Raw genomic sequence first — 22908 nt, 5'->3', positions numbered from 1 at the left:
CGCGACCTGATCTGAACGCTCGGGGATCACGACCAGGATGTCGCGATAAAAAAGCATGGCCCGGTTCGCTTGAGACGAGTAGGCCGTGTCGGCCAGCACCCGGATAGGGCGGGTGCGTACCCGGCGTGGGCCTACCGGTAGATGATGCCCTCCATCACCCGTCTATGATCCGAAAAACGGACGACCAGGTCGACCCGACGATGGAATGACCGTCATCGAACCGTTTAACGCGGGCGCTGGCAGCGCGGGCAGAAGTGCGAGCCGCGGTTCATGAACTGCTCGCGCACCAGCAGGGTGCCGCAGCGGGAGCAGGGTGTGCCCTGCCGACCGTAGGCCTCCAGACTGTGTGCGAAATAGCCGGACTGTCCGTTTACGTTCACGTACTGGGCGTCGAAGCTGGTGCCGCCCTCGGCGAGGGCGCGGTGCAAAATGGTGCGCACGGCCGCGAGCAACGCCGTCGCCTTTGCCCGCGACAGCGAGGCGGCCGGCTGCTCGTAATGAATGCGCGCGGCGAACAGCGCTTCGTCCGCGTAGATATTGCCGATGCCGCTGATCAGGTTCTGGTCGAGGAGCACCCGCTTGATGCCGGTCTTCTTGCGCGCGAGCGCTACGAAGAAGGCGTTCGAAGAAAACGACGGGTCGATCGGGTCGCGGGCAATGTGTGCGACCTGTGTGGGAATGCGGTGCTGCCAGTCGGCATCCACTTCGATCGTTCCCGAATAGCCACCCGGGAGTCCGTCGTCGGTGGGAATCATGGTGTCGATGGCCATACTGCCGAAGATACGCTGGTCGACGAAGTTGACCCACAGTTCGCCGTGGGTCGGGTGTTCCAGCGACAAACGGATGCGCAGCATGCGATCCAGCGCGGCGCCCGGTGTGCGCAACAACACCTGGCCGCTCATGCCGAGGTGGATGACCAGTGCCCGGCCGCTGTCGAGGGGCAGCCAGAGAAACTTGCCGCGGCGCACGGCGGCGAGAATTCGCCGCCCGCTGAGCTGGTCGGCGAAAGGCCCGGCTGCCGGCGCGTGGCGGCGCAGGGATCGTTCGTCGAAAATCTCAACCCCGGCGACGACGGCACCGGTCACAGCCGGCTGCAGGCCGGCGCGCACGACCTCGACTTCGGGGAGTTCGGGCATAGCGTGAGATTAGAGTGCTTTGAGCCGGTCGATGGCCTCGCGGGCTGCGGCCATCTCGGCGAACTTCTTACTCGGGCCAACACCCTGGGCGGTCACGATCGTGCCGATGACGACGGTCGCGACGAACTCCCGGGAGTGGTCGGGGCCGCTGCCCTCGAGGGTGTAAACGGGAACACCGACACCCGAGCTTGCGGCGAGCTCTTGCAGGCTCGTTTTCGGGTCCATGGACACGCCGAAGTGGCCCGGTTCGGCCACGAGCGGCTCAATCAGGCGCAGCACGAACGCGGTGGCGACGTCGCCACCGGCATCGAGAAACGTGGCGCCGATGAGCGCCTCGACGGTGTCGGCCAGAATGGACGCCTTATCGCGCCCGCCGGTGAGGATTTCACCGCGACCGAGCCGAATGTACTCGCCCAGACCCAGCCCGCGGGCGATCTGCGCGAGCGCGGCCGTGGACACCAGGCTGGCCCGACGCTTGGCCAGCTGGCCCTCGTCGAGGTCGGGGTAGGTGCGGTAGAGCATCACCGTGACAGCTTGGCCCAGAATTGAGTCGCCGAGAAATTCCAGGCGCTCATTGGTGGCAATGCCGCCATTTTCGTAGGCGAAGGACCGGTGGGTTAGAGCAAGCTCCAGAATCACCGGTTCAATCTGTACGCCGAGGGTCGCCAGCAGGGGCGACCGCTCGGTGTTCACGTTTGTCATCTACACAGCGCCATCGACCGAGTGTGCGGCCTGCTGAGAAGAGATGTCTTAGACGTCGGCGACTTTACGGCCCTTGTATTCCATGAACAACGCTGTGCCGGCGGAGTCGGTGACAACCTTGGCGCGGTGCGGCAGGCTGTAGACGACCTTGCCGCCCTCCATGGTCTTCACGAGAGTGGGAGGCGTGGCCTTCCACTGCGCGCGACGCGAGTGGGTGTTGGAACGCGACATCTTGCGCTTCGGTACTGCCATGACTACTTCTCTTCTCTGCTGTCGGAAACATAGGTGTCCACACCCATGTCTTTGTCTGTGGAAGCCGCAAACCCCGCAAGCGCTGACCACCGGGGATCGGGCGCATCGTCGGATACGAGTTCAGGTAGTTCGGCAAGCGGCTGCCCGGTCTCACTGTCAAGACCAGGGCAATCCCGCCGACATACTGGTTGGAACGGAAGTGATAACACTACCGCGTCCCGGATCAAAGATTCCAAATCGACATGGTCGTCCAGAATCTCAAACTCGAAGGCCTCCTTCTGAGGATAACCGAAAAGCTCGGCAAACTGAACTCGGACGGGCAGGTCGATGTCCTTGAGGCACCGGCCGCACTCGCCGAGCGCCCGCGCATACACCTCGATACTCACCAGGATTCCCTCGTGCATCGCCTCGAGGCGCAGCTCGGTCGACAGGGTCGACCCGGCTTTCACGGCCACGAGGCCAGCGCCGAGGTCGTCGGGCACCACAATATCGAGGTGGCGTTCGTGCATGGTGCCGGGGCGGTTGATGAGGTCACGCACGTCGACCGTGTACGGCGTCTTCTTGAACTTAGTCACGGTCGTATATTGTACGCGCTCTGCTTGTTCGCGCTGTTCAGGGGGCGAGCGTGCGGGCGCGACGTTCTCCGAGCAGTACCGCACCGAGCGCGGCGAACAGTGAGGTAGGAGCGAACGTGGCTCGCAGACGGATGCCGACGCTCGCGCTGGCGTGCAGCGCTCGCAGTACCAGGGTCAGATCGTCGGCGAGGGTGTCAGCCCGTTTCGGCGACCGGTCGAACCGGGAGCGTTCCAGGGACAGCAGTACCCGGTCGAGCGCTTCCGTCGACTCCGTGTCGAGCCTTCGAAGGCGCTCCAGGCGCATGGTGAATGCTCGCGGAGTTTCGGTGACCGGCACGGGTATGCCGTGGTCGAGACTGGTGTGCTGCAGTTCGATCCAGGCGAGGGCGGCGGCGCCGCCGGCGGAGTGGATGCGGCGCATCCGCGACAAGCGCAGCATCCGCCTGGTAATTCCTGGCAGGAGCAGCACAAGCAGTCCCAGCGCGCTGAATCCGATGATGCCGAGCAGGTTAGTGGACGCCGCGCTTGGGGCTGTGGCACCACGTTCGAGGGCGGAATCGTCGGCCAACCGGTCGACGCTGAGGCCGGGTGCGCTGTTAGCGGCGGCTCCGCCCGGCCCGCTTGTCGGCGTGCCGGCATCCACAGCCTGCTCGAAGTTGGGCACGCTGCCGCGGCCGGGCGTCGGTTCGAATTTCACCCAACCGATGCCGACGAAGTACAGTTCCGGCCAGGCGTGCAGGTCGTGCGAGTCAACGTCGTACTGTCCGAGACCCTGCTGGAAGTCTTGGGATTTGACGCCGGGCAGGTAACCGAGCGACACCCGGGAGGGAATACCGAGGGTGCGTGCCATCGCGGCCATGGTGGCGGCGAAGTGCACGCAGTAGCCGCGCTTTTGCTGGAGGAACACTCCAATCACGTCAACGCCGCCACCGTCGTAACCGTCTTCAACGGGAGCTTCCGTGTCGTACGTGAAGGCACTGCTGCGCAAGTAGTTCTGCACGGCGACCGCGGCGTCATAACCTGACGACGTTCCCTCGGTCACTTGCCGCGCCGTTTGCTCGATTATCGGTGGCGGATTGACGGGCAGTTGCAGGTTGCCGAGAACACTCGCCGGATAGTCCGTGCTCGATCGACGCAGTTGGTCGGCCGTCGGCTTGATCTCCAAGGATGACACGGTGTACGTCTGGCTGAGGGTGTTGCCGGTGGTGCTGGCGATTGCCCGGGTGCGGCTGTCCCAATACCACCGGCCGATCAGCCCCTCGACTTTCGTTGCACGGGCCGGTGCAGGCAGCCAGTGGCTGTTGACGCCGTCGATGACAACCGAGGTCGACGCTTTGAGCGTCTCCACACTGTTATCCAGCCCGAACGGCCTCGCAATATCGTCGACGGTGTTGCGCGTGTCCGCCCCGTCGATGCGTGCCGTCCAGGTCAGCCCAATGACCTGGTCGAGGGTCAACAGGGTGAAATACGGCTGCTCCGTGCCGGTCGAGGTGTAGTGGAAGGCCGGTCCGGCCTTGGGCCGGCGCAGGTCCTGACCAAGATTGATCAGGGGGCTCACTCCGCTGCCGAACAGCAACCCGGCCGGCCCGGCCGTGACCAGGCCGCTGGTCGTAAGTGCCGGAGTGAGTGTGCTCAGAATCAGGGCTCCCACGATTGTGAGGGTTCCGACCAGGACTGCGCCCCCGATCGACCCGGTGCCACGGGGCCGCTGCGTGCGGTAGACACGCGGCGCGCGTACTCCGGCCGGATCACGCGCGGACTCCTGCGCGGCCTCCTGCGCGCGGCGCACGTACACGTCAACCCGCAACAGCAGCAGAAAAGCGATGGCAGCCGCCGTGAGCGCGGCAATATCGGCCCCGTCGTCGATGATGAAGCCGGGCGCCAGGAGCGGCACGAGTGCACCCACGGCAGCCAGGGCCGGCCACCGCAGGGTCACGGCGAGCAGGTCCATGGCAATAGCGATCAATCCCGTACCACCGGCCAGTAGAAAGAGAATACCGAGGGTCACTTCGGCCGGCGTGCTCTGTTGAGCGACGGAGGCTCTACCGGCGTCGATCAGGCCGGCGAACGTGTCGACGGTTTGCGGCGTCGGAATGAACCAGAACACTGCGGTTCCACCGCCGAACAGCAGCGTCAGCGTTGCTACCAGCAACGCAATGTTTGCCACCGGAACAAGCGGACGAGGCAGTCCCAAGCGACGAAACACCGCCGAGCCGAGCAGAACTGCGCTGGCAACGGCAGCGCAGACCCACCACCACGCGCTTCCCCGCAGCAGTGGACCGAGTGCAGCACAACAGATGAGCAGCAGGAGCAACAGGCTGACAACGAGTGGCCACACCGCGGCATCTCGTGTGCCACGCCGGCTGTGCGGCAGACGCGGAGGGCGTGCCCGTTGGGACGGGAGAGTGTCCATGCTCAGGGCCGGCTTGGTGGACAGGCTAGTCATGACTGGCGCCTCGCTCCCCACTCAGGTCGTTCCATGTCTCGTCCAGGTCGTCGATCGTCGTGAGCGCCAGAGTGCGCCAGCCGGCGTCCTGTAGGCGTTCTCGGGCGGCGGCAGCGACGGTGCGCTGCACGAACGCGACTGCAGGCTCGCAGTGACGCGCAAGGGCGACCAGATCGTCAACATCCGCGTCGGACACGCTGACGAGCATCGCGAATGTCGGCACCGATACCTGCGCACTGCGCAGCGCGGCACGCATCGGCACTCGGCGCGAGGCGACCAGGCGGGCACCGCGGCTCGGCCACGGCACCGGAACCACGCTCGCGAGGGCCTCCAGAAGTGCGCGGTCGCCGCCGGGTGCACGAAAGGTGGCGGGCACGTCGCCGTGCAGTCCGCCGATGGACTGTTGGCCGTTCGGCATCAGCTGGCTGGCGCCAAGTTCGATGACCTCGAGGCGGTATCCAGCTTCAAGCAGGTGAACACCAACGGATGCCGCCAGCTCAATCTCAAGTTCGAATGCGGCCACGAGGTGCGGGGGAACGTGCCCGGCACCCAGTCCGGCAGCGCCGGCCAGGGTTGTGTCCAGCACGATGCGGGCCTGCGGATTGCTGCGCTGTTCCTCCTGCCGCACCATGATTTCACCGTGCCTGGCCGTGGCCGGCCAGTTCACCCGGCGCAGGGCATCTCCCGGACGGTATTCGCGAGCGATGAGCTCGTCAGAGGTCGGGGTTGCCTGACGAACCAGTTCTCGGATCGCGCCGTCATCACTGGACTGGGCGAGGCCGCGACCGGCAAGGGGCGTCACTCGCGGCGTGACGATCAGGTCGTGGGGCGCTCCCGCAATTCTCTCGCTGCGAGCGAAGCCGAACGGATCCTGGCGCAGCACGCGCAGCGGGCCAACATCGTAGACGCCGCGTTGGCGCGGCACGATGGAGTACTCCAGGCGCACACTGTCGCCAGCGGCGCCGTTGCGGCCCAGGAGCGGCAGGACAGCCGCCGACGGAGCATCAATTCCGGGAGAGGGGGTGTCGGCCCACCAGGCGCCGCCGAGCGGTATCGCCGACAGGTTGCGCGCGTGCAGCGAGACCACAGTCTCACCGCCGACCGACACAATGGGCGGCCGAAAGACGCGCGTAACCTCGACCCGGGCCGGACGGAGCGACACGTACCCGGCCGCAACGAGCGGCGCCATGATCAGCACGCTGGCCACGAACAATACGTCGCGGCTGCTCACCAGCACCGCGTTGGCGAACAACACGACCCCGGCCGCTAGAAAGACCACGCCGCGCAGGGTGAGCCGCGTGGCGAATCGGGCGGCCAACCGCGTAAACCAGTCGGAATTGACCGGTGGCCCCGAACCTCTCACCCCGCGTGCGGCCATGGCTACGACTGTCCGGTGGAACCAACTGGCCGGCTGGGAATGATTCGCACGGGCGGCATCGATACGGGCAGAGCGGATGCCCCGAGGCCGACCGGCACGGGAGTATCGGCCAGAATGCGGCGCACGATGTCGTCGATCAGGGGGCCGCTGTTTTGGTGATGGTGGCCCAGCGCCCGGCTGGTGGGAACCAGCCGATGGCCGAGAACAGCCACGGCGAGCGAGTCGATGTCGTCGGGCAGCACATAGTCGCGACCGTCCAACGCGGCCTGCGCCTTCGCCGCACGAATCAGCTGCAGAGTCGCCCGCGGGCTGGCGCCGAGGCGCAGGTCGCGGTCGTCGCGGGTGGCCCGAACCAGAGTGACCGCGTATTCCTTGACCGCACTGGAGGCGAAGACAGCCCGGGCCGTGAGCATCATGTCACGCAGGGTATCCCCCGACACCACGGCGGAGATCAGTGCCAGCGGGCTGCCGGTGTCGCGCGAGTCGAGCATCGCGAGCTCCGATTTGGAATCGGGATAGCCCATGGAGATGCGGGCCATGAACCGGTCCCGTTGCGCTTCCGGAAGGGCGTAGGTGCCCTCCATCTCGATCGGGTTCTGGGTGGCAATCACGGTGAAGGGCAGGGCGAGCGGGTAGGTGACGCCGTCGACGGTGACCTGGCGTTCCTCCATCGATTCGAGCAGCGCCGACTGGGTTTTCGGGCTTGCCCGGTTGATCTCGTCCCCGATGACGATGTTTGCGAAGACCGGGCCCGGTTTGAACTCGAACCGGCGCTCAGCCTGGTTGAACACCGACACCCCGGTCACGTCGGAGGGCAGCAGGTCGGGGGTGAATTGGATTCGTCCGACGGTGCAGTCAACCGACCGGGCGAGCGCTTTGGCGAGCATGGTCTTGCCGACACCGGGAACATCCTCGATCAACAGGTGGCCCTCGGCCAGCAGAACGGTCAGTGCGATCTTCACGGCCTCACGTTTGCCGTCTATGACCGTCTCGACATTGTGCATGATCGCGCGCCCGGCTTCTTGCAGCTCGCTCAGATCAACGGCGGACTCATCGTCGGCCGACGGAACCGACGCCAGTTCCGCAGAGGAGCGAGTCGGTTTGAGGTTCATACCCGCGAACGCTCCAGGTATTGGGCGACGGCTCGCGGCACGTAGGGCGAAACGTCGCCGCCGAGGCTGGCAACCTGGCGCACCAGCGAGCTGGAGACGTGGGCGTTGGCTGGATCGGGCAGCAGAAAGACAGTCTCGACCGCGGCCAGATTGCGGTTGACGATCGCCATCGGCGTTTCATAGGCCACATCGACCTGCGAGCGGATACCCTTCACGAGCACGCTTGCGCCCACATCCATGCAGTAGTCCACGAGCAAACCCATGCTCCAGCTGGCGACCACGATGTTGGTCGGCAGCCCGGCTTCTTTGATCGCCTGTTCCAGAAGCGACACGCGCTTGCTGATCGGCAACAGGGCCGATTTGTCGGGATTGTGCACCACGAGCACATGGAGCTCGTCGAACAGGCCGGCGGCGCGATCGATCACGTCCAAGTGGCCCAGGGTGACGGGGTCAAATGATCCAGGGACAACGGCGATCCTGCGCATGATCACACCATACTGCCAGAGGCTGACCGGCGCTGCCCGGTGCATCTGCTTCGAATCGTCATAGTCAGCCTTTGTTGAGCCAGGTACGTTCGGATTCGGTCAACCGCCGCGCAATTGCCTCCCGTAGTGCCGGGTTGGTGCGGATGCCCGGATCGCCCGTCACGAGGTGGAAGGCGGCTTGCCGGGCCGAGGAGATAATATCGCCGTCGACCGCCACCCGCAGAAAGCGCAGTTTTGATCCGTCGCCGGATTGCACGTCGCCGAGCACGTTGCCCTCCCGCCGCAGGGCGAGGTCGAGTTCGGCGAGCACGAAACCATCGAGAGTCGCGGCGACGTCGCCGATGCGCTGGCGGGCCGGCGACCCGGCCCGGGAGTTGGTCACGAGCAGGCACAGCCCGGGCACGCCGCCACGCCCGACCCGGCCGCGCAACTGGTGCAGCTGGGAGACACCGAACCGGTCAGCATCGAGCACGACCATAGCCGAGGCATTGGGCACGTCAACACCGACCTCTATGACGGTCGTCGCGACGAGAACGTCGATCTCGCCGGCGGCGAAAGAGCGCATGATGCGATCTTTCTCGTCGCTCGTCATGCGCCCGTGCAGTGCCTCGATGCGGTATCCGGCCAACGGAGCAAATCCGCGCAGCCTCTCGTGCACGGTCTCCACATTGGCGAGCGGAGTCTTCTGATCGTCGGGCAATGGTGCCGTCTCGGCGTCTGACCCTTCTTCAACGTCGAGGGGGGAAATTGCCGGGCACACCACAAAACCCTGCCGTCCGAGAGCGAGTTCCTCGGCAAGCTTGGTCCAGATCCGTTGGAACCAGTTCGGGTGATCGGCCAGCGGCACAACGATGCTGGTGATGCCCTGGCGGCCGGCCGGCAACATGCGGATGATGCTCACGTCGAGGTCGCCAAACACGGTCATGGCGATGGTGCGCGGTATCGGTGTCGCCGTCATGACGAGAACGTGCGGTGGTTCGGCGCCCTTGAGCCGGAGGGTTTCGCGCTGCTCGACGCCGAACCGGTGCTGCTCGTCGATCACGATCAGACCGAGGTCGAAAAAGGCCACCGTGTCACTGAGCAGCGCGTGGGTACCGATCACGATACGCGACTGGCCCGACACGGTGCGCAACAGAGCCTTGCGTTTCTGCGCGACCGGCAGTTTGCCGGTCAGCAGGGTCGGCATGAGTTCGGCCGCGAGATCGGGGCCGAGCAGGGTTGTGATCGACCGCAGGTGTTGCCCGGCCAGCACCTCGGTCGGTGCGAGCAGCGCCGTTTGGCCGCCGCTGTCGGCCACAGCGAGCATGGCCCGCAGCGCGACCACGGTCTTGCCCGATCCGACCTCGCCCTGCAACAGCCGATTCATCGGGCCCGACTGGGACATGTCGGTGGCAATTTCGGCCGCGCAGATCTCCTGGTCGACCGTGAGCACGAACGGCAGCGCCGCGTCAAAGCGTTCGAGGTACCCGCCCGGGGCGGGTACGCGCGGCCGGGTACGGCGCTCGCGCGCACGATTGTGCCGCTGCATGAGGGCACACTGCAACACCCAGGCCTCGGTGAACCGCAGGGTGTCCTGGGCAGCCATCCACTGTTCTTGATCATCGGGGCTGTGAATCCAGCGGATGGCCTGGGTGTGGTCGAGCAGGCTGTGTTCGACCCGCAAATCGTCGGGAACGGGTTCGGGCAGAGTGCCCACGCGCCGGAGCACCTGGTCGATCATGGTCTGCAGGTTCCAGCTGGTCTCCGCGGCCGTTGCCACGTAGATCGGTATGAGCGGCTTCTGTCGGAGCCGCAGGGTCGGGTCTTCGAGTGCCTCCTCTTCTTCACTTTCAAAAGTCTTGTAGGCCGGGTTGGCCAATTGACTCTCGCCCCTGTACATGCGTACTTTGCCCGAGAAACTGCCGCGCAAGCCGGGCCGCAATTGCTTCAGCCGCCATTCTTGGCTGTTTTTGCCGAAAAACGTGAGGGTGAATTCGCCTCCACCGTCGGAGATCACCACCTCGACGATCGTGCCCGGCCGGGAGGACATGCGCTTTTCGTGTACCGAAATGATGTCGGCGATGACGGTGATGTTGGCGCCGGGCGTGATTTGATTCAGGGGCCGGAGTACCTCGCGGTCGGCGTAGTCCCGCGGGTAGTGACTCAGCAGGTCGCTGACGGTCTGCATGGCGAAGGCCTTGTGCAGCGCCGTTGCCTGGGGTGCACTCAGAGCTTTTTTCAAGGGAGTGTCGAGAGTGAGCGGTTCACGTTGGGCCGCTGGCAGAGCAACACCATCGAATTCGGGGCCACTGGCAGCGCTCGAACCGGTCATGATTCCATCGTAAACCGGCGCCGGACATTAGTACTTGCGCGAACAACCCTCGACTCACGGGCGCCGGCAGGGAGGCAGCTAGGCTCTGAAGAGTTATGACACGAATTATTTCTGGTTTTGCCGGCTCCTTGACCCTGGCTGTTCCGAAGTCGGGCACCCGGCCGACCAGTGATCGGGTTCGGGAGGCGATCTTCTCGGCTCTCGACTCTCGGGATGCGCTGCACGGTGTGCGCGTTTTGGACTTGTATGCGGGATCGGGCGCGTTGGGGCTCGAAGCGGCAAGCCGCGGAGCGCGGGTGGTGACGCTCGTCGAGAACAGTTACGGTGCTGCGGCCATGTGCCGCAAGAACGGTGAGGCGGTGCAGCGGTCAGCCCCGAGGGGCACCGAGCTGAAGATTGCCGTGTCATCGCAGGCAGTTCAGTCCTTCTTGGCGGCGACCAAAGACGGCTTCGACGTCGTGTTCATCGACCCGCCCTACGACCTCAGCGAGGTGGAGCTGGGGCACAATTTGAGTGCGCTCGCTCCGCTGCTGGCCGACGACGCACTCGTGGTGCTGGAGCGCAGCTCACGGTCGCCCGAGCCGGAATGGGGCGAGACGCTCGTGCTCGAACGCCGCAGGGATTACGGCGATACGACCGTCTGGTATGCCTCGCCCGCCGGGCAGCCCGAGTCGTAGCTCGGCCGGCCACCCGTGCCGCCCGCCCTGGTTGTGCGGCGGCCGGCCCGGGTGATCTAGCCGGCCGCGCCGTCCCAGCCACGGTAGGGGTCCCAGCCGCCCTGGTCGTGCGGCGCACCATCGACGGTGATCGTTCCGGCCACAACACAAGCGGATGCCGCCACAACCGTACCGAGACGGCGAAAGCCGGGCGGCAGCACGGTGTCGGGCGAAAAGGTGGCGAGCAGGCCGTGGTCTTCGCCTCCCCCGAGGGCAACCTCGATGCGCGCGCCCAGGCACGCGGAGTCGAAATCGATGGCGACACCGCTGGCTCTCGCGATGCGTCCGGCGTCGATGGCGAGCCCGTCGGAGACGTCGAGCATGGCGGTGGCGCCGGCGAGGGCGGCGATCGGGCCGCTCGCTATTGGCGGCACGGGAGTGAGCTGGGCGGCAACCTCGAGCGGGTGCGCGAGCTTGAGCGCGCTGGCCCGCTCAAGGTCGGGTACTCCGTGGCCATCGACGCCCAGGCGGAACAGCAGTTCAAGGCCGATTCCGGCGTCGCCGAGCCGACCGGAGAGCCCCACCGTGTCCCCGGGGCGCGCCCCCGAGCGCAGCACGGGCGCACGGCCTTCCAGGTCGCCGAAGGCCGTCACTGCGATCGTGAGGGCGTCTGAGGCCGACAGGTCGCCCCCTACGACCCCGCAGCCGGGGGCAAGGGCCTCGCAGCAGTCACGCAGCCCGTCGGCGATGCCCTCGAGCACCGACACGGGCGTCGACGGCGGTGCGGCGATCGCCACGACGAGGGCCGTGGGACGAGCGCCCATCGCGGCAACGTCGGAAAGATTGGTTGCCGCGGCCTTCCAGCCGAGGTCGTGCGGTGTCGACCAGGCGAGGCGAAAGTCCGGCCCCTGAATCATCATGTCGGTCGTTACCACGAAGCGTCCGTCGGGCGCTGAAATGACCGCGGCATCGTCGCCGGGGCCGAGGAGTTCGGCCGCAGCCGTGGGCAGTCGGGGAAAGATTCGCTCGAGAACGGCCCCTTCGCTCAGATCGGCGAGAGTTTCGGTAGCCGTGGATGGCGGCGTGGCGGCTGTGAGCGGGGCTGGGCGCGGGGAATCCGCAGCAGTGGTCATGTAATAAACGGTAGCCTGAATACGATGTCTCACCCATTCCTGCTCCTGCGTTCAGCTCCTCTTCGCTCCGTCGCCGTCGTCACCGTGCTCGCGAGTTCACTGGTGCTGGCCGGCTGCGCCGCCGCCGTGCCGCTGAGCCCGGCCGCCGATGCCACCAACGTGGCCTGCGCTGACGTCATCGTGCACCTGCCCTCCACCGTCGCCGACCAGGCGTCACGGGAGACGAACGCCCAGTCCACCGGCGCCTGGGGCGACCCGGCCGCCGTGTTATTGCACTGTGGCGTGACGGTGCCGACGCCCACGACACTGCCGTGCCTGAATATCAACGGGATCGACTGGATCGAAGACGACTCCGACGCCCCGATGTACCGGTACACGACCTACGGTCGAGACCCGGCCATCGAGATCGTCATCGACTCCGAAGCGGTGAGCGGCTCGACGGCGCTCATCGACGTTGCCAACGCGGTTGGCTACGTGCCGGCGACCGGTGCGTGTGTCGGAGCCGAAGACGTGCAACTACCCACCGACGGGCCCACAAACGCCCCGTAGGTATCCTGCCGGCGCTCTCTCAGCGGCGTTCAGCAAGCCGGGTCGCGTCATACGGTGGCGGTCTCGACCAGCGACACCAGCGAGTGGGGATGTTTCGAAAGACCGCCAGCGCGGGCGGGTCAGGAACCGTGCTCAGCGTGGGCGATGGCCACGGCGATGAGCTCGTCGATGAGCTCGGGATAGGTGTAGCCGCTTGCCAGCCAGCAGCTCGGGAACATCGAAATGCTCGTGAACCCGGGCATGGTGTTGATCTCGTTGATCACCCAGCCGGTCGCCGTCAGGAAGAAGTCGACGCGGGCCAGTCCGGCGCCGCCGATCGCCTCGAACGCGGCAATGGCCATTCGTTGCACCTCAGCCAGTTCTGCCGCTGACAGGGGCGCCGGGCAGACCAGGGCGACACCCGGCGCGTCCAGGTACTTCGCGGCAAAGTCGTAGAAGTCGCGTCCGGTCACGACGACCTCGCCGGCCACGGAGGCGCGGGTCGGCTCCCCCGGGCGTCCCTGCAGCACCGCGATCTCGAGCTCCCGGCCGACGAGCCCGGATTCGATCAGCACCTTGCTGTCTTCGGCGAGTCCGACTGCCATGGCCTCGGCCAGCTGATCCGGCGTCGAGACACGACTGACGCCGACGCTCGACCCGGCACGCGCCGGCTTCACAAATGCGGGCACGCCGAGCTGCTCGAGGGCCGCGTAGGCCATGCCGGGGGCCTGCGCCCAATCATCCGCTGTGAGGGTGCGCCACGGCGCAACCGGCAGCGCTGCCTGCTGAAAGACGGTCTTAGCGAAGTGCTTATCCATGCCCAGAGCGGATGCGAGAACCCCCGACCCGACATACGGCAGGCCGAGCAGGTCGAGCATGCCCTGGATGGTGCCGTCCTCGCCGAACGGACCGTGCAGAATTGGAAATATGAGGTCGACCGAGCCGAGTGAACGCTCACCGGACGCGTCGACGACGGTCAGTTCCCGGCTCGACGCGCCCTCCGGCCAGCGCACCCGGGTGCCGTTGTCGGCGACAACGGGCAACGCCGCGGCGTTCAGGGCGAACGTGGCCGGGTCGTTGTCTTCGAGCACGAACGCGCCGTCGCGGGTGATCCCAACCGGGATGACCGTGTACTGCTCAGGGTCGAGGGCTGCCAGGACTCCGCCCGCCGTTGCGCAGCTGATCGAGTGTTCGCTGGAACGCCCTCCAAAGAGAAGCACCACCGTGAGCTTGTCCAACATCGTCAAGTGTCCTTTCGCCCTGCGGTTCGCCGGAATCAGTTGTGAGGTGCGGCGCAATGTCGCGGGGGTTGAGCGTGCCGTCGAGTACCTGGCGAACCTGTTCGACGATCGGCATCTCAACGCCCTTGGCACGGGCCAGTTCGAGAACAGGCTTCACCGACGCGAGGCCTTCGGTGGTTTGCTGCATCTGCTTGACGACGTCGTTGATGCTGTAGCCCTGGCCGAGCAGCCGCCCGGCCGTGTTGTTGCGGGACAGCGGGGATTGACAGGTCGCGATGAGGTCACCGAGGCCGGCCAGGCCGGCCAGCGTCTCGGCGTGGGCGCCGTACGCGACCGCAAAGTCGGTCATTTCGACCAGACCACGGGTGATGATCGAGGCCTTGGTGTTCTCGCCGTAGCCGACCCCGTCGACGATGCCGATGGCGACCGCGATGAGGTTTTTCAGCACGCCGCCAAACTCGGTACCGATGACGTCGGTGTTGACGTACGAACGAAAGTAGCGGTTGGTAGCCAGTTTGGCCACAGCCTGCGCGGTTTCGAGGCTCGCCGAGGAGACGACGGCACCGGTGGGCTGCTCCTTGGCGATTTCGAGCGCGAGGTTCGGCCCGCTGATCACCGCGATGCGATCGGGCTCGATGCGCAGTACTTCTTCGATCACCGTACTCATGCGCATACCGGTGGAGCGTTCGACGCCCTTCATGAGCGAAATGATGATCGCGTTCTCGGCCAGATACGGCTCGACCTGCTTGAGGTTTTCGCGCAACGACTGGCTGGGCACCGAGACGAACACCATTTCGGCGCCGGCCAGGGCCAGATCGAGACGGCTCGTGGCGCGCAGGCCGACCGGCAGGTTCACGCCCGGCAGGTAGTCGCTGTTGCGGCGCGCCTCCGAGATTTCCCGCGCCAATTCGGGGCGGCGAGCCCACAGAACGGCGTCGGCGCCGCCATCCGTCAGAATTTTGGCGAACGTTGTTCCCCAACTCCCCGCCCCGAGAACGGCCACCCGTGTGCCTGGTTGAATCTTGGGCTGCGGGAGGGTTCTATGCTTCAAAACGGCCGGTCTCTTTCTGGTTGTGCTCCGACGGGTTCCAGCGCTGGGCCGGGGCTTTTTCACCGCGCAGTTCTTCGAGCAGCGCCGTAATGGCCACCATCACGACCGCGGTCGCCTCGTTGAGTGTGGCCGTGTCGAGGCTGCGGCCGCGAAACTGGGCGAGGTCGATCGGGTCGCCGATTTTCACGGTGATGGTCTTGCGCGGAAACAGCCTGATCTTCTTGGAATACCGTTCCATCAAATGCTGGGCGCCCCAGTGAGCGGCCGGCACAATCGGAATCCCCTGCTCGAGCGCGATGCGCACGGCGCCGGTCTTGCCGCGCATCGGCCATAGGTCAGGGTCGCGGGTGAGCGACCCCTCCGGGTAGACGACCACGATCTGGCCATTTTCGACGAGGCGCTGGGCGGCCTTGACCGGTTCGCTGCCGCGCACCGATCCGCCGCGCTGTACCGGAATCTGGCCGGACTTGGTCAACACCCAACCGACGACGGGAATCTTGAAAACGGATGCCTTCGCCAGGAACCGAGGCAGCCGCCCCAGCTTCCACGCCACAACGCCCATGACCACGGGGTCGATCTCGCTGTAGTGGTTCGGCGCAAAGACGAACGCACCGCTGCGCGGAAACTTGTGGGCGTCGATGATCTCGTACCGAGCCGCGAGGTTCATCACCGGCAGAATCAGCCCGGCGAGAATCCAGAACGCCGACGGCCGGCTCTTCTCCGAACGGATTCGGATCGGTGACTCGGCGGCGGCTGGCACGTCGTTATTTTCAGGCACGCGCCTATTATCCTTCGAGATCGAAGTCCGCCCCCAAAAGCCGCAACTTGCCGATGAAGTTCTCGTATCCGCGGCTGATGATTCCCACGTTACTGACCGTGGAGGTGCCCTCGGCCGAGAGTGCTGCGATCAGGTGGCTGAAGCCGCCGCGCAGGTCGGGAACGACGATGTCGGCCCCGTGCAGTTTGGTCGGCCCGGTGATGACGGCCGAGTGGTTGAAGTTGCGCTGGCCGAAGCGGCACGGGTGTCCGCCGAGGCATTCGCGGTGAATCTGAATGGTCGCGCCCATTTCAACGAGCGCGTCGACAAAGCCGAAACGCTGCTCGTAGACCGTCTCGTGCACGATCGACGTGCCGTGCGCCTTGGTGAGGGCGATGACAAGCGGCTGCTGCCAGTCCGTCATGAAGCCGGGGTGAACATCCGTTTCGATGATCACGGGCTTGAGGTGGCCGCCGGGGTGATAGAAGCGGATGCCGTCGTCGCAGATGTCGAAAGCGCCACCGACCTTGCGGAAAACGTTGAGGAAGGTGATCATTTCGGGCTGGCGGGCGCCGCCGACAAAGATATCGCCGTCGGTCGCGAGGGCAGCGGCTGCCCAGCTCGCTGCCTCGTTGCGGTCGAACAGCGCACGGTGGTTGTAACCCAGCAGGCGATCGACGCCCTCGATGCGAATCACCCGGTCGGTGTCGACCGTGATGATGGCGCCCATCTTCTGCAGAATATTGATGAGGTCCATGATCTCGGGCTCGATCGCCGCGCCCTTGAGCTCGGTGATGCCGTCAGCCCGCACCGCCGTGAGCAGCACCTGCTCGGTCGCTCCCACGCTCGGGTAGGGCAGCTCGAGCTTGGCGCCCTTGAGTCCGTTCGGCGCCGACATGCGGATGCCATTGGGCTGCTTCTCGACGACCGCGCCGAACTTGCGCAGCACCTCGAGGTGAAAATCGATCGGTCGGTCGCCGATTCGGCAGCCACCGAGGTCGGGAATGAAAGCCTCGCCGAGCCGGTGCAGCAGCGGTCCGCAAAACAGGATGGGGATGCGCGAGGATCCGGCATGGGCGTCAATGGCGGCGAAGTGCGCGCTCTCCACGTCGACCGGATCGAGAATGAGGTCGCCCCGTTCGACACCCTCGGTCACCTTGACGCCGTGCACCTCGAGCAGCCCACGAACGATCCGAACATCACTGATGTTCGGGACGTCCTTGAGCACGCTCGGAGTTTCACCGAGCAGGGCGGCGACCATGGCCTTGGTGACGAGGTTCTTCGCCCCCTTCACCTCGATGCGACCGACCAGCGGAATGCCGCCCCGAATGGTGATTTTATCGGCGGTGAGGCCAACGGATGCGCCGTGGTTCTGTGCGATCCCCCGCTCGATCTTGTCGTCGTGGTTTCGAGCGTCGTTTAAAATCTTCGCCTCTTGATCACGCAGTGCTTCGCTGAGAGTGCTCACAAATTACCTGTCCTGGTGCAAATTAGTGCAGTGCAAATTAATGCGAATTAACGCATGGAGAGTGATTCCGGTGACAGCGCGGGAAGGGTGCGGGGCAGCCACGACTCTCGCGTCGCTTCGAATTCATTGATTCGCGCTTCGTCACGCATCGTCAGCCCAATGTCATCGAGACCTTCGAGCAGCCGCCATCGAGTGTAATCGTCGATTTCAAAATTCACGCTCAGATCGCCGACCCGCACGGTTTTACTCACCAGATCCACGGTCAACTCAACGCCCGGGTCGGACTCGATGAGGTTCCACAGGGTCTCCGCATCCGATTCGCTGATCTGGCCGGCGAGCAACCCCTGCTTGCCGGAGTTGCCACGAAAGATGTCGCCGAACCGGGGGCTGAGCACCACGTCGAAGCCGTAGTCGCGCAGGGCCCAGACGGCGTGTTCACGCGAGGAGCCGATGCCGAAGTCGGCCCCGGCGATGAGCACGCGACCGCCCTGATATTCCTTCTTATTGATGACGAAGTCGGGATCGAGGCGCCAGGCCGCGAATAGGGCGTCTTCAAAACCGGTGCGCGTGACGCGTTTGAGGTGCACGGCGGGGATGATCTGGTCGGTGTCGACGTTGGAACGTCTCAGCGGCACCGCGATGCCGGTGACGGTCGTGAATTTCTGCATGCTAGCGATCTCCATCCTGAACGAGGTCCCACGGGCTGCTGAGCGTGCCGCGAATAGCCGTGGCGGCCGCGACGAGCGGCGACACCAGGTGGGTACGCCCACCCTTGCCCTGGCGTCCTTCAAAGTTGCGGTTGCTGGTTGACGCGCAGCGTTCGCCGGGTTCGAGCTGGTCGGGGTTCATTCCGAGGCACATCGAACAGCCGGCGAAACGCCATTCGGCTCCGAAATCAAGGAAGATCTTGTCGAGCCCCTCGGCTTCAGCCTCGATCCGCACCCGGGCAGAGCCGGGAACGACCATCATGCGCAGTCCCTCGGCCTTGGTCCTGCCTTTGATGATTTCAGCGGCAGCGCGCAGGTCTTCGACCCGGCTGTTGGTGCAGGAGCCGAGGAAGACGGTGTCAACCCGAATTTCCTTCATCGGGGTGCCGGCCGTGAGGTCCATGTATTCCAGGGCTCGTTCGGCCGCCGAGCGCTCGTTCGCGTCGATGATGTCGGCGGGGTTCGGCACCGATCCGCTCAGGGACACGCCCTGGCTGGGGTTGGTGCCCCAGGTCACGAACGGTTCGAGCCCGTTCGCGTCGATGATGACTTCGGCGTCGTAGCTGGCGCCCTCATCGGTGGCCAGGGTCTGCCAGTACGCGACGGCGGCGTCCCAGTCGGCGCCGCGCGGCGCGTGCGCGCGACCCTTCAGGTAGTCGTAGGTGGTTTGGTCGGGGGCGACCATGCCGGCGCGGGCACCGGCCTCGATCGACATGTTGCAGACGGTCATGCGCCCCTCCATGGAGAGGGCGCGAATGGCCTCGCCACGGTATTCGAGCACGTAGCCGGCTCCCCCGCCGGTGCCGATCCTGGCGATCACGGCGAGAATGATGTCCTTCGCGGTGACCCCGGTGCGCAACGCGCCATTGACCGTGATGGCCATGGTCTTGAACGGGTTCAGCGGCAGGGTCTGGGTGGCCATGACGTGCTCGACCTCACTCGTGCCGATGCCGAGCGCCATGGCGCCGAATGCGCCGTGGGTCGACGTGTGCGAGTCGCCGCAGACCACGGTGATACCGGGCTGGGTCAGGCCGAGCTGCGGGCCGACGACGTGCACGATGCCCTGCTCGATGTCACCGAGCGAGTGCAGCCGTACACCGTATTCTGCGCAGTTACGACGCAGGGTTTCGATCTGGGTGCGGCTGGTCGGGTCGACGATGGGCTTGTCGATGGCGAGCGTTGGCGTGTTGTGGTCTTCGGTCGCGATGGTCAGATCGGGGCGACGCAGCATTCGGTTGGCCAGGCGCAGACCGTCGAAGGCCTGAGGGCTCGTGACCTCGTGCAGGAGGTGCAGGTCGATGTAGATAAGGTCCGGCGTGCCGTCCTCGCCCTTGGAGACGAGGTGCTTGTCCCAGACTTTCTCGGCCAGCGTGCGCAGGTGGGTGTCGGAGCTAACGTGCGAAGTGGATATTACGTTGGTCATTTTGAGCGTCTTCCTCACGAATCGATGGCAGCCACGCCGAACTCCGCGACGAGGGAGGCCTCAGGACAGGGGCTCGTCGCGGCACAGAAGGAGTCGGCTCAGTACCACGGGTTCAGGGTAACACCTCGCCCGCCCCCGCCTCGCGAACAGTCAGTCGAACGCGGACTCCACGTAGACGACGCTCACGTTGTCATGCCCACCGTGTTCAATGGCTTCATCGACGAGAACGTCCGCGACGCTGCGCCCGGCTGCATCCAAACGGATGTCAATGGCCAGTACCCGCGCGATCGCCGTGTCGTCGAGTTCCTTGGTCAGCCCGTCGGAGCAGATCAGGAACGACTGCTCCCCCAGGGCCGGAAGCAGCCAGACGTCGGCATCGACGAACTCGTCGGCGCCGATGGCCCGGGTGATGACGTTGCGCTCGGGGTGTTTCTCGGCATCCTCGACCGAAATCAGGCCGGCATCGACCATCTCCTGCACGGCGGAATGGTCGACCGACAACTGGGCCAGAACGCCGTCGGTCCAGGTGTAGACGCGGGAATCGCCGACGTTGAAGGCCATCCAGTGGTAGCCGCCGGAATCGCCGGCGTCGACGAAGGCGATGCCGGCGAGGGTCGTGCCCGACACGGCGGTGCCGTAATCGTCGGCAGCACTGAGATCGCGCACGGCGTCGTTCGAGGAGTGGATGGCGTCGAGGATGCGTTCCGGCGTCGACGGCAGGTCGCGAGCGATGTGTTCGTCAAACACGCGCAGCACGGTCTGACTGGCGACCTCACCCTGGGCGTGGCCGCCCATGCCGTCGGCGACGAGAAAGACCGGTGACTGCGCCAGCACACTGTCTTCATTGACCTTGCGCACACTGCCGACATCGGTGCGCGCACTGAAAACGAGGCGAGCGGTGGCGGTGGAAAGTTCGATGGTGCTCTGCTGGTTCAGAGTCATGAGGACACCCCGTTCGCCGACGCCCGGCCGTCAGTCATCATTCCTTAGCGTTAGCCGAAATCTCCTCGGCCAGCGTGTGGCCACGCTTCTCGGCATCGTGGCGCGCTTTGATCAGGCTCGCGATGGTGGCCACTGCCATGCTACCGATGATCACGCCGAGCGAAGTCCAGGTGCCGATTTCCGGGGCCCAGGCCACGCCGTTGCCGCCGTTGATGAAGGGGACCTCGTTCTCGTGCAGGGCGTGCAGCACGAGCTTGACACCGATGAAGCCGAGAATGACCGCGATGCCGTACTTGAGGTATTCGAGGCGTTCGAGCAGCCCGCCGAGCAGAAAGTACAGCTGGCGCAGGCCCATGAGGGCGAAAATGTTGGCCGTGAACACGATGAACGGGCTCGTCGTGATGCCGAAGATCGCCGGAATCGAGTCGAGCGCGAAGATCAGGTCGGTCGTGCCGATCGCAATGAACACGATCAGCATCGGGGTGAAGACCTTTTTTTCGTCGATCAGCGTGCGCACCTTGGAACCGTCGAATTCCGAGGAGATGCGAATGCGACGGCGCAGAAGACGAATGACGCCGTTTTCCTGATCTTCCGTTTCTTCCTCCGAGGAGAACGCCTGCTTGACAGCGGTGTAGAACAGGAACGCGCCGAAGATATAGAAGATCCAGCTATAGCTTTCGATGAGCTGGGCGCCGAGCAGAATAAAGATTCCGCGCAGCACGAGAGCGATGATGATGCCCACCATCAGAACTTCCTGCTGGTATTTTCGCGGCACCGAGAACCGGGCCATGATGATCACAAAGACGAACAGGTTGTCAATGCTCAGGCTGTACTCGGTGAGCCAGCCGGCAAGAAATTGACCGGCGTGTTCGGCGTCGCCGAGCAGCAGCATCAGCAGGGCGAAAATCAGGGCGAGCCCCACATAGAACGCCACCCACAGGCTGGCTTCGCGCATGCTCGGAACGTGCGGGCGCTTATAGACGATGAGCAGGTCGGCGATGAGGATGAGGGTCAAAACGACCAGGGATCCAATTTCGAACCAAAGAGGGAGGGCAACTTCCACGGGGGCCTTTCAAGAGATGACGGGAGTCGGGTGTGACAGAACCCAAAAGTCTTTCCCGCACCGATAGGACCCAACCGGAACCGATCGATACCAGCGCGGCCCGTATTGACGATCGCGATATAGAACCCGATCGGGTCCAGAGGGATACTCCCCTTCGCTTCGAAAATTCTAACAGTGCGCCAGCCCCACGCGAACCCGGCGTACTCCAGGCGGCTGCCCGTGGCGGTCGCCACGATGCCGCCGACCGCCGACACTCGGTCCGACCGCGGCCTATAGTTGGAGGTTATGACCATGGACCCGGTTCGATGACGGCCCCATACTCCCCACGCGAATACCTCGACTGGTCCCACGATGGTCAAGCGGTTACCGCGCTCTGGCAATCGGCCAATGGCGCACCGGTCCCGAAGCGGGTCGTGCCCGTTGATGACACCATCACAGCGGATGCCGCCTACCGGCTGGCGTCACAGGGCGTCGCGATGCTCTGGAACGGTGACTTTCAGAATGCCCGCCAGATTCTGACGGCCCTGGAGCACCGCACACGGCCTCGCCCGGATCCCGCCGAGCGCACCACCGCCGAGCTGTTCTACCGGTACCGGCAGAACCGCTCGCACCGTGCCCGGATTCTCGGACTGCTGCTCGTTCCGCTGGGTCCCGGCAACGTCATCGGGTTGCGCCGGGCGCCCGACGTGGCGGCGGCCACGGTCGACGCCTATGGCAGCATCGGTGAGGCATCCGTTGTGTCACTGCACGAGGTGGTGGGCGCGATCGGTGCCCACCAGTGGCGCACCAAGGGCATTCCCGTGACCGCTCTGAACGCCAGGGTCTATCCGCACTACGGCACGTTCTTTCCGGTGCGCAGCGAATACGTCGACCTCGTGGCGAGCGCTCCCCTGGCCGCGCCACAGGTTGCCTTCGACATCGGAACCGGAACCGGGGTGCTCGCGGCGGTGCTCGCGACCCGTGGCGTGCTGCGGGTGGTCGCGACGGATATTGAGCCGCGAGCCGTCGCATCCGCTCGAGAAACGATCTCGCGACTGGGGCTCGATGATCGGGTCGAGGTGCGGCTGGCCGATCTGTTTCCTGCCGGGCGTGCCGATCTCATCGTGTGTAACCCGCCGTGGATCCCGGCTACCGCGCACTCCCTGCTCGACGCGGCCGTCTATGACCCCGGCTCGCGCATGCTCAAGGGGTTTCTGGCCGGTGTGATCGACCATCTCCAACCCGGGGGTGAGGTCTGGCTCGTGCTCTCCGACTTCGCCGAACTGGTCGGGCTGCGCTCCCGCGACGACCTCATGAACGTGATCGATTCGGCCGGTCTGCGAGTGATCGGAGCGCTGAGCACGCCCGCCGTGCACTCCCGGACGACCGATACGAGCGACCCGCTGCACGCGGTGCGCGTGGCCGAGGTCACCTCCCTCTGGCGCCTCGCGGCTCTCTAGCCCACGAGTACCCGAGCTTGGTGCCCGCTCGATAGGGGTACCGAGAACAGCGGCGGGGCACAGCGGTCCGCGTTGTCGAGGTCGCCTCGTCGAGGTCGCCTCG

21 protein-coding genes and 1 pseudogene are annotated in these 22908 nt (G+C 65.3%); 3 read left to right on the top strand and 19 right to left on the bottom strand.

What is annotated here, in order from left to right:
* From LH475_RS00135 to LH475_RS00090, 10 genes and pseudogenes are all read right to left on the bottom strand, one after another.
* Positions 1 to 123, bottom strand: a pseudogene (locus LH475_RS00135) (IS5/IS1182 family transposase); the annotation flags it as partial.
* 101 nt (positions 124 to 224) lie between these two features.
* Positions 225 to 1136, bottom strand: a complete 912-nt coding sequence (mutM, locus tag LH475_RS00130) for a bifunctional DNA-formamidopyrimidine glycosylase/DNA-(apurinic or apyrimidinic site) lyase (protein WP_196842643.1) — start codon at positions 1134 to 1136, stop codon at positions 225 to 227.
* A gap of 9 nt (positions 1137 to 1145) precedes the next feature.
* Positions 1146 to 1838: a ribonuclease III gene (rnc, locus tag LH475_RS00125; protein ID WP_196842642.1), complete on the bottom strand. Its 693-nt coding sequence runs from the start codon at positions 1836 to 1838 to the stop codon at positions 1146 to 1148.
* A 48-nt stretch (positions 1839 to 1886) separates the two neighbouring features.
* Positions 1887 to 2090, bottom strand: coding sequence for a 50S ribosomal protein L32 (gene rpmF, locus LH475_RS00120; RefSeq protein WP_196842641.1), 204 nt, complete (start codon positions 2088 to 2090; stop codon positions 1887 to 1889).
* Between the two features lie 2 nt (positions 2091 to 2092).
* Positions 2093 to 2665: a DUF177 domain-containing protein gene (locus LH475_RS00115; RefSeq protein WP_297412574.1), complete on the bottom strand. Its 573-nt coding sequence runs from the start codon at positions 2663 to 2665 to the stop codon at positions 2093 to 2095.
* Positions 2666 to 2702: 37 nt separating this feature from the next.
* Positions 2703 to 5111, bottom strand: a complete 2409-nt coding sequence (locus LH475_RS00110) for a DUF3488 and transglutaminase-like domain-containing protein (protein WP_297412573.1) — start codon at positions 5109 to 5111, stop codon at positions 2703 to 2705.
* Positions 5104 to 6429: a DUF58 domain-containing protein gene (locus tag LH475_RS00105; protein ID WP_297412572.1), complete on the bottom strand. Its 1326-nt coding sequence runs from the start codon at positions 6427 to 6429 to the stop codon at positions 5104 to 5106. The genes LH475_RS00110 and LH475_RS00105 overlap by 8 nt, the downstream gene beginning before the upstream one ends.
* Positions 6430 to 6491: 62 nt before the next feature.
* Complete coding sequence (locus LH475_RS00100) at positions 6492 to 7493, bottom strand: MoxR family ATPase (protein WP_297412578.1); 1002 nt, start codon at positions 7491 to 7493, stop codon at positions 6492 to 6494.
* Positions 7494 to 7597: 104 nt separating this feature from the next.
* Complete coding sequence (gene coaD / locus LH475_RS00095; RefSeq protein ID WP_196842637.1) at positions 7598 to 8086, bottom strand: pantetheine-phosphate adenylyltransferase; 489 nt, start codon at positions 8084 to 8086, stop codon at positions 7598 to 7600.
* A gap of 64 nt (positions 8087 to 8150) precedes the next feature.
* Positions 8151 to 10397, bottom strand: a complete 2247-nt coding sequence (locus LH475_RS00090) for an ATP-dependent DNA helicase RecG (RefSeq protein ID WP_297412571.1) — start codon at positions 10395 to 10397, stop codon at positions 8151 to 8153.
* A gap of 95 nt (positions 10398 to 10492) precedes the next feature.
* Between LH475_RS00090 and rsmD the strand changes: the two genes are divergently transcribed.
* A complete protein-coding gene (rsmD, locus tag LH475_RS00085; protein WP_196842635.1) occupies positions 10493 to 11074 on the top strand; it encodes a 16S rRNA (guanine(966)-N(2))-methyltransferase RsmD in 582 nt (193 codons plus the stop codon).
* A 56-nt stretch (positions 11075 to 11130) separates the two neighbouring features.
* Here rsmD and thiL read toward each other — a convergent pair whose 3' ends face one another.
* Positions 11131 to 12186: a thiamine-phosphate kinase gene (thiL, locus tag LH475_RS00080; RefSeq protein WP_196842634.1), complete on the bottom strand. Its 1056-nt coding sequence runs from the start codon at positions 12184 to 12186 to the stop codon at positions 11131 to 11133.
* Positions 12187 to 12210: 24 nt separating this feature from the next.
* Here thiL and LH475_RS00075 point away from each other — a divergent pair, with 24 nt between their 5' ends.
* Positions 12211 to 12735, top strand: a complete 525-nt coding sequence (locus tag LH475_RS00075; protein WP_196842633.1) for a DUF3515 family protein — start codon at positions 12211 to 12213, stop codon at positions 12733 to 12735.
* A gap of 119 nt (positions 12736 to 12854) precedes the next feature.
* On the opposite strand, the gene LH475_RS00070 is transcribed toward LH475_RS00075, so the two are convergent.
* The 8 genes from LH475_RS00070 to LH475_RS00035 all read right to left on the bottom strand — a co-directional run bounded on the left by LH475_RS00070 (position 12855) and on the right by LH475_RS00035 (position 21366).
* Complete coding sequence (locus LH475_RS00070) at positions 12855 to 13955, bottom strand: D-alanine--D-alanine ligase family protein (RefSeq protein ID WP_196842632.1); 1101 nt, start codon at positions 13953 to 13955, stop codon at positions 12855 to 12857.
* On the bottom strand, positions 13852 to 15006 hold the full coding sequence (locus LH475_RS00065; RefSeq protein ID WP_297412570.1) for an NAD(P)H-dependent glycerol-3-phosphate dehydrogenase: 1155 nt from the start codon (positions 15004 to 15006) through the stop codon (positions 13852 to 13854). The genes LH475_RS00070 and LH475_RS00065 overlap by 104 nt, the downstream gene beginning before the upstream one ends.
* Complete coding sequence (locus tag LH475_RS00060) at positions 14996 to 15784, bottom strand: lysophospholipid acyltransferase family protein (RefSeq protein ID WP_327012041.1); 789 nt, start codon at positions 15782 to 15784, stop codon at positions 14996 to 14998. Before LH475_RS00060 ends, LH475_RS00065 begins: the two co-directional genes overlap by 11 nt.
* A gap of 7 nt (positions 15785 to 15791) precedes the next feature.
* The gene (gene murA, locus LH475_RS00055; protein ID WP_297412576.1) at positions 15792 to 17144 is read right to left on the bottom strand and encodes a UDP-N-acetylglucosamine 1-carboxyvinyltransferase; all 1353 of its coding nucleotides are present in this window, start codon (positions 17142 to 17144) and stop codon (positions 15792 to 15794) included.
* 134 nt (positions 17145 to 17278) lie between these two features.
* Positions 17279 to 17899 (bottom strand): 3-isopropylmalate dehydratase small subunit, encoded by a 621-nt coding sequence (gene leuD, locus LH475_RS00050; protein ID WP_196842631.1) that lies wholly within the window; start codon positions 17897 to 17899, stop codon positions 17279 to 17281.
* A 1-nt stretch (position 17900) separates the two neighbouring features.
* A complete protein-coding gene (gene leuC, locus LH475_RS00045) occupies positions 17901 to 19361 on the bottom strand; it encodes a 3-isopropylmalate dehydratase large subunit (protein ID WP_297412569.1) in 1461 nt (486 codons plus the stop codon).
* Positions 19362 to 19511: 150 nt separating this feature from the next.
* The gene (locus LH475_RS00040; protein WP_196842629.1) at positions 19512 to 20303 is read right to left on the bottom strand and encodes a protein phosphatase 2C domain-containing protein; all 792 of its coding nucleotides are present in this window, start codon (positions 20301 to 20303) and stop codon (positions 19512 to 19514) included.
* A gap of 37 nt (positions 20304 to 20340) precedes the next feature.
* Entirely contained in the window at positions 20341 to 21366 is a 1026-nt protein-coding gene (locus LH475_RS00035; RefSeq protein ID WP_196842628.1) for a TerC/Alx family metal homeostasis membrane protein, read from the bottom strand.
* Between the two features lie 305 nt (positions 21367 to 21671).
* Between LH475_RS00035 and LH475_RS00030 the strand changes: the two genes are divergently transcribed.
* A complete protein-coding gene (locus tag LH475_RS00030) occupies positions 21672 to 22805 on the top strand; it encodes a class I SAM-dependent methyltransferase (protein ID WP_297412568.1) in 1134 nt (377 codons plus the stop codon).
* Positions 22806 to 22908: the final 103 nt, after the last annotated feature.

It is taken from the genome of Cryobacterium sp. (assembly GCF_026786305.1).
GTDB lineage: Bacteria > Actinomycetota > Actinomycetes > Actinomycetales > Microbacteriaceae > Cryobacterium.
This window is presented reverse-complemented; position numbering and strand designations above follow the sequence as displayed.

Coding starts and splice junctions, on each gene's coding strand:
- rsmD (WP_196842635.1), top strand. CDS start 10,493: ATGACACGAATTATTTCTGGTTTTGCCGGCTCCTTGACCCTGGCTGTT.
- LH475_RS00090 (WP_297412571.1), bottom strand. CDS start 10,397: ATGACCGGTTCGAGCGCTGCCAGTGGCCCCGAATTCGATGGTGTTGCT.
- LH475_RS00110 (WP_297412573.1), bottom strand. CDS start 5,111: ATGACTAGCCTGTCCACCAAGCCGGCCCTGAGCATGGACACTCTCCCG.
- LH475_RS00040 (WP_196842629.1), bottom strand. CDS start 20,303: ATGACTCTGAACCAGCAGAGCACCATCGAACTTTCCACCGCCACCGCT.
- mutM (WP_196842643.1), bottom strand. CDS start 1,136: ATGCCCGAACTCCCCGAAGTCGAGGTCGTGCGCGCCGGCCTGCAGCCG.
- LH475_RS00075 (WP_196842633.1), top strand. CDS start 12,211: ATGTCTCACCCATTCCTGCTCCTGCGTTCAGCTCCTCTTCGCTCCGTC.
- rnc (WP_196842642.1), bottom strand. CDS start 1,838: ATGACAAACGTGAACACCGAGCGGTCGCCCCTGCTGGCGACCCTCGGC.
- coaD (WP_196842637.1), bottom strand. CDS start 8,086: ATGCGCAGGATCGCCGTTGTCCCTGGATCATTTGACCCCGTCACCCTG.
- rpmF (WP_196842641.1), bottom strand. CDS start 2,090: ATGGCAGTACCGAAGCGCAAGATGTCGCGTTCCAACACCCACTCGCGT.
- LH475_RS00100 (WP_297412578.1), bottom strand. CDS start 7,493: ATGCACAATGTCGAGACGGTCATAGACGGCAAACGTGAGGCCGTGAAG.
- leuD (WP_196842631.1), bottom strand. CDS start 17,899: ATGCAGAAATTCACGACCGTCACCGGCATCGCGGTGCCGCTGAGACGT.
- LH475_RS00030 (WP_297412568.1), top strand. CDS start 21,672: ATGACGGCCCCATACTCCCCACGCGAATACCTCGACTGGTCCCACGAT.
- thiL (WP_196842634.1), bottom strand. CDS start 12,186: ATGACCACTGCTGCGGATTCCCCGCGCCCAGCCCCGCTCACAGCCGCC.
- LH475_RS00070 (WP_196842632.1), bottom strand. CDS start 13,955: ATGTTGGACAAGCTCACGGTGGTGCTTCTCTTTGGAGGGCGTTCCAGC.
- leuC (WP_297412569.1), bottom strand. CDS start 19,361: ATGACCAACGTAATATCCACTTCGCACGTTAGCTCCGACACCCACCTG.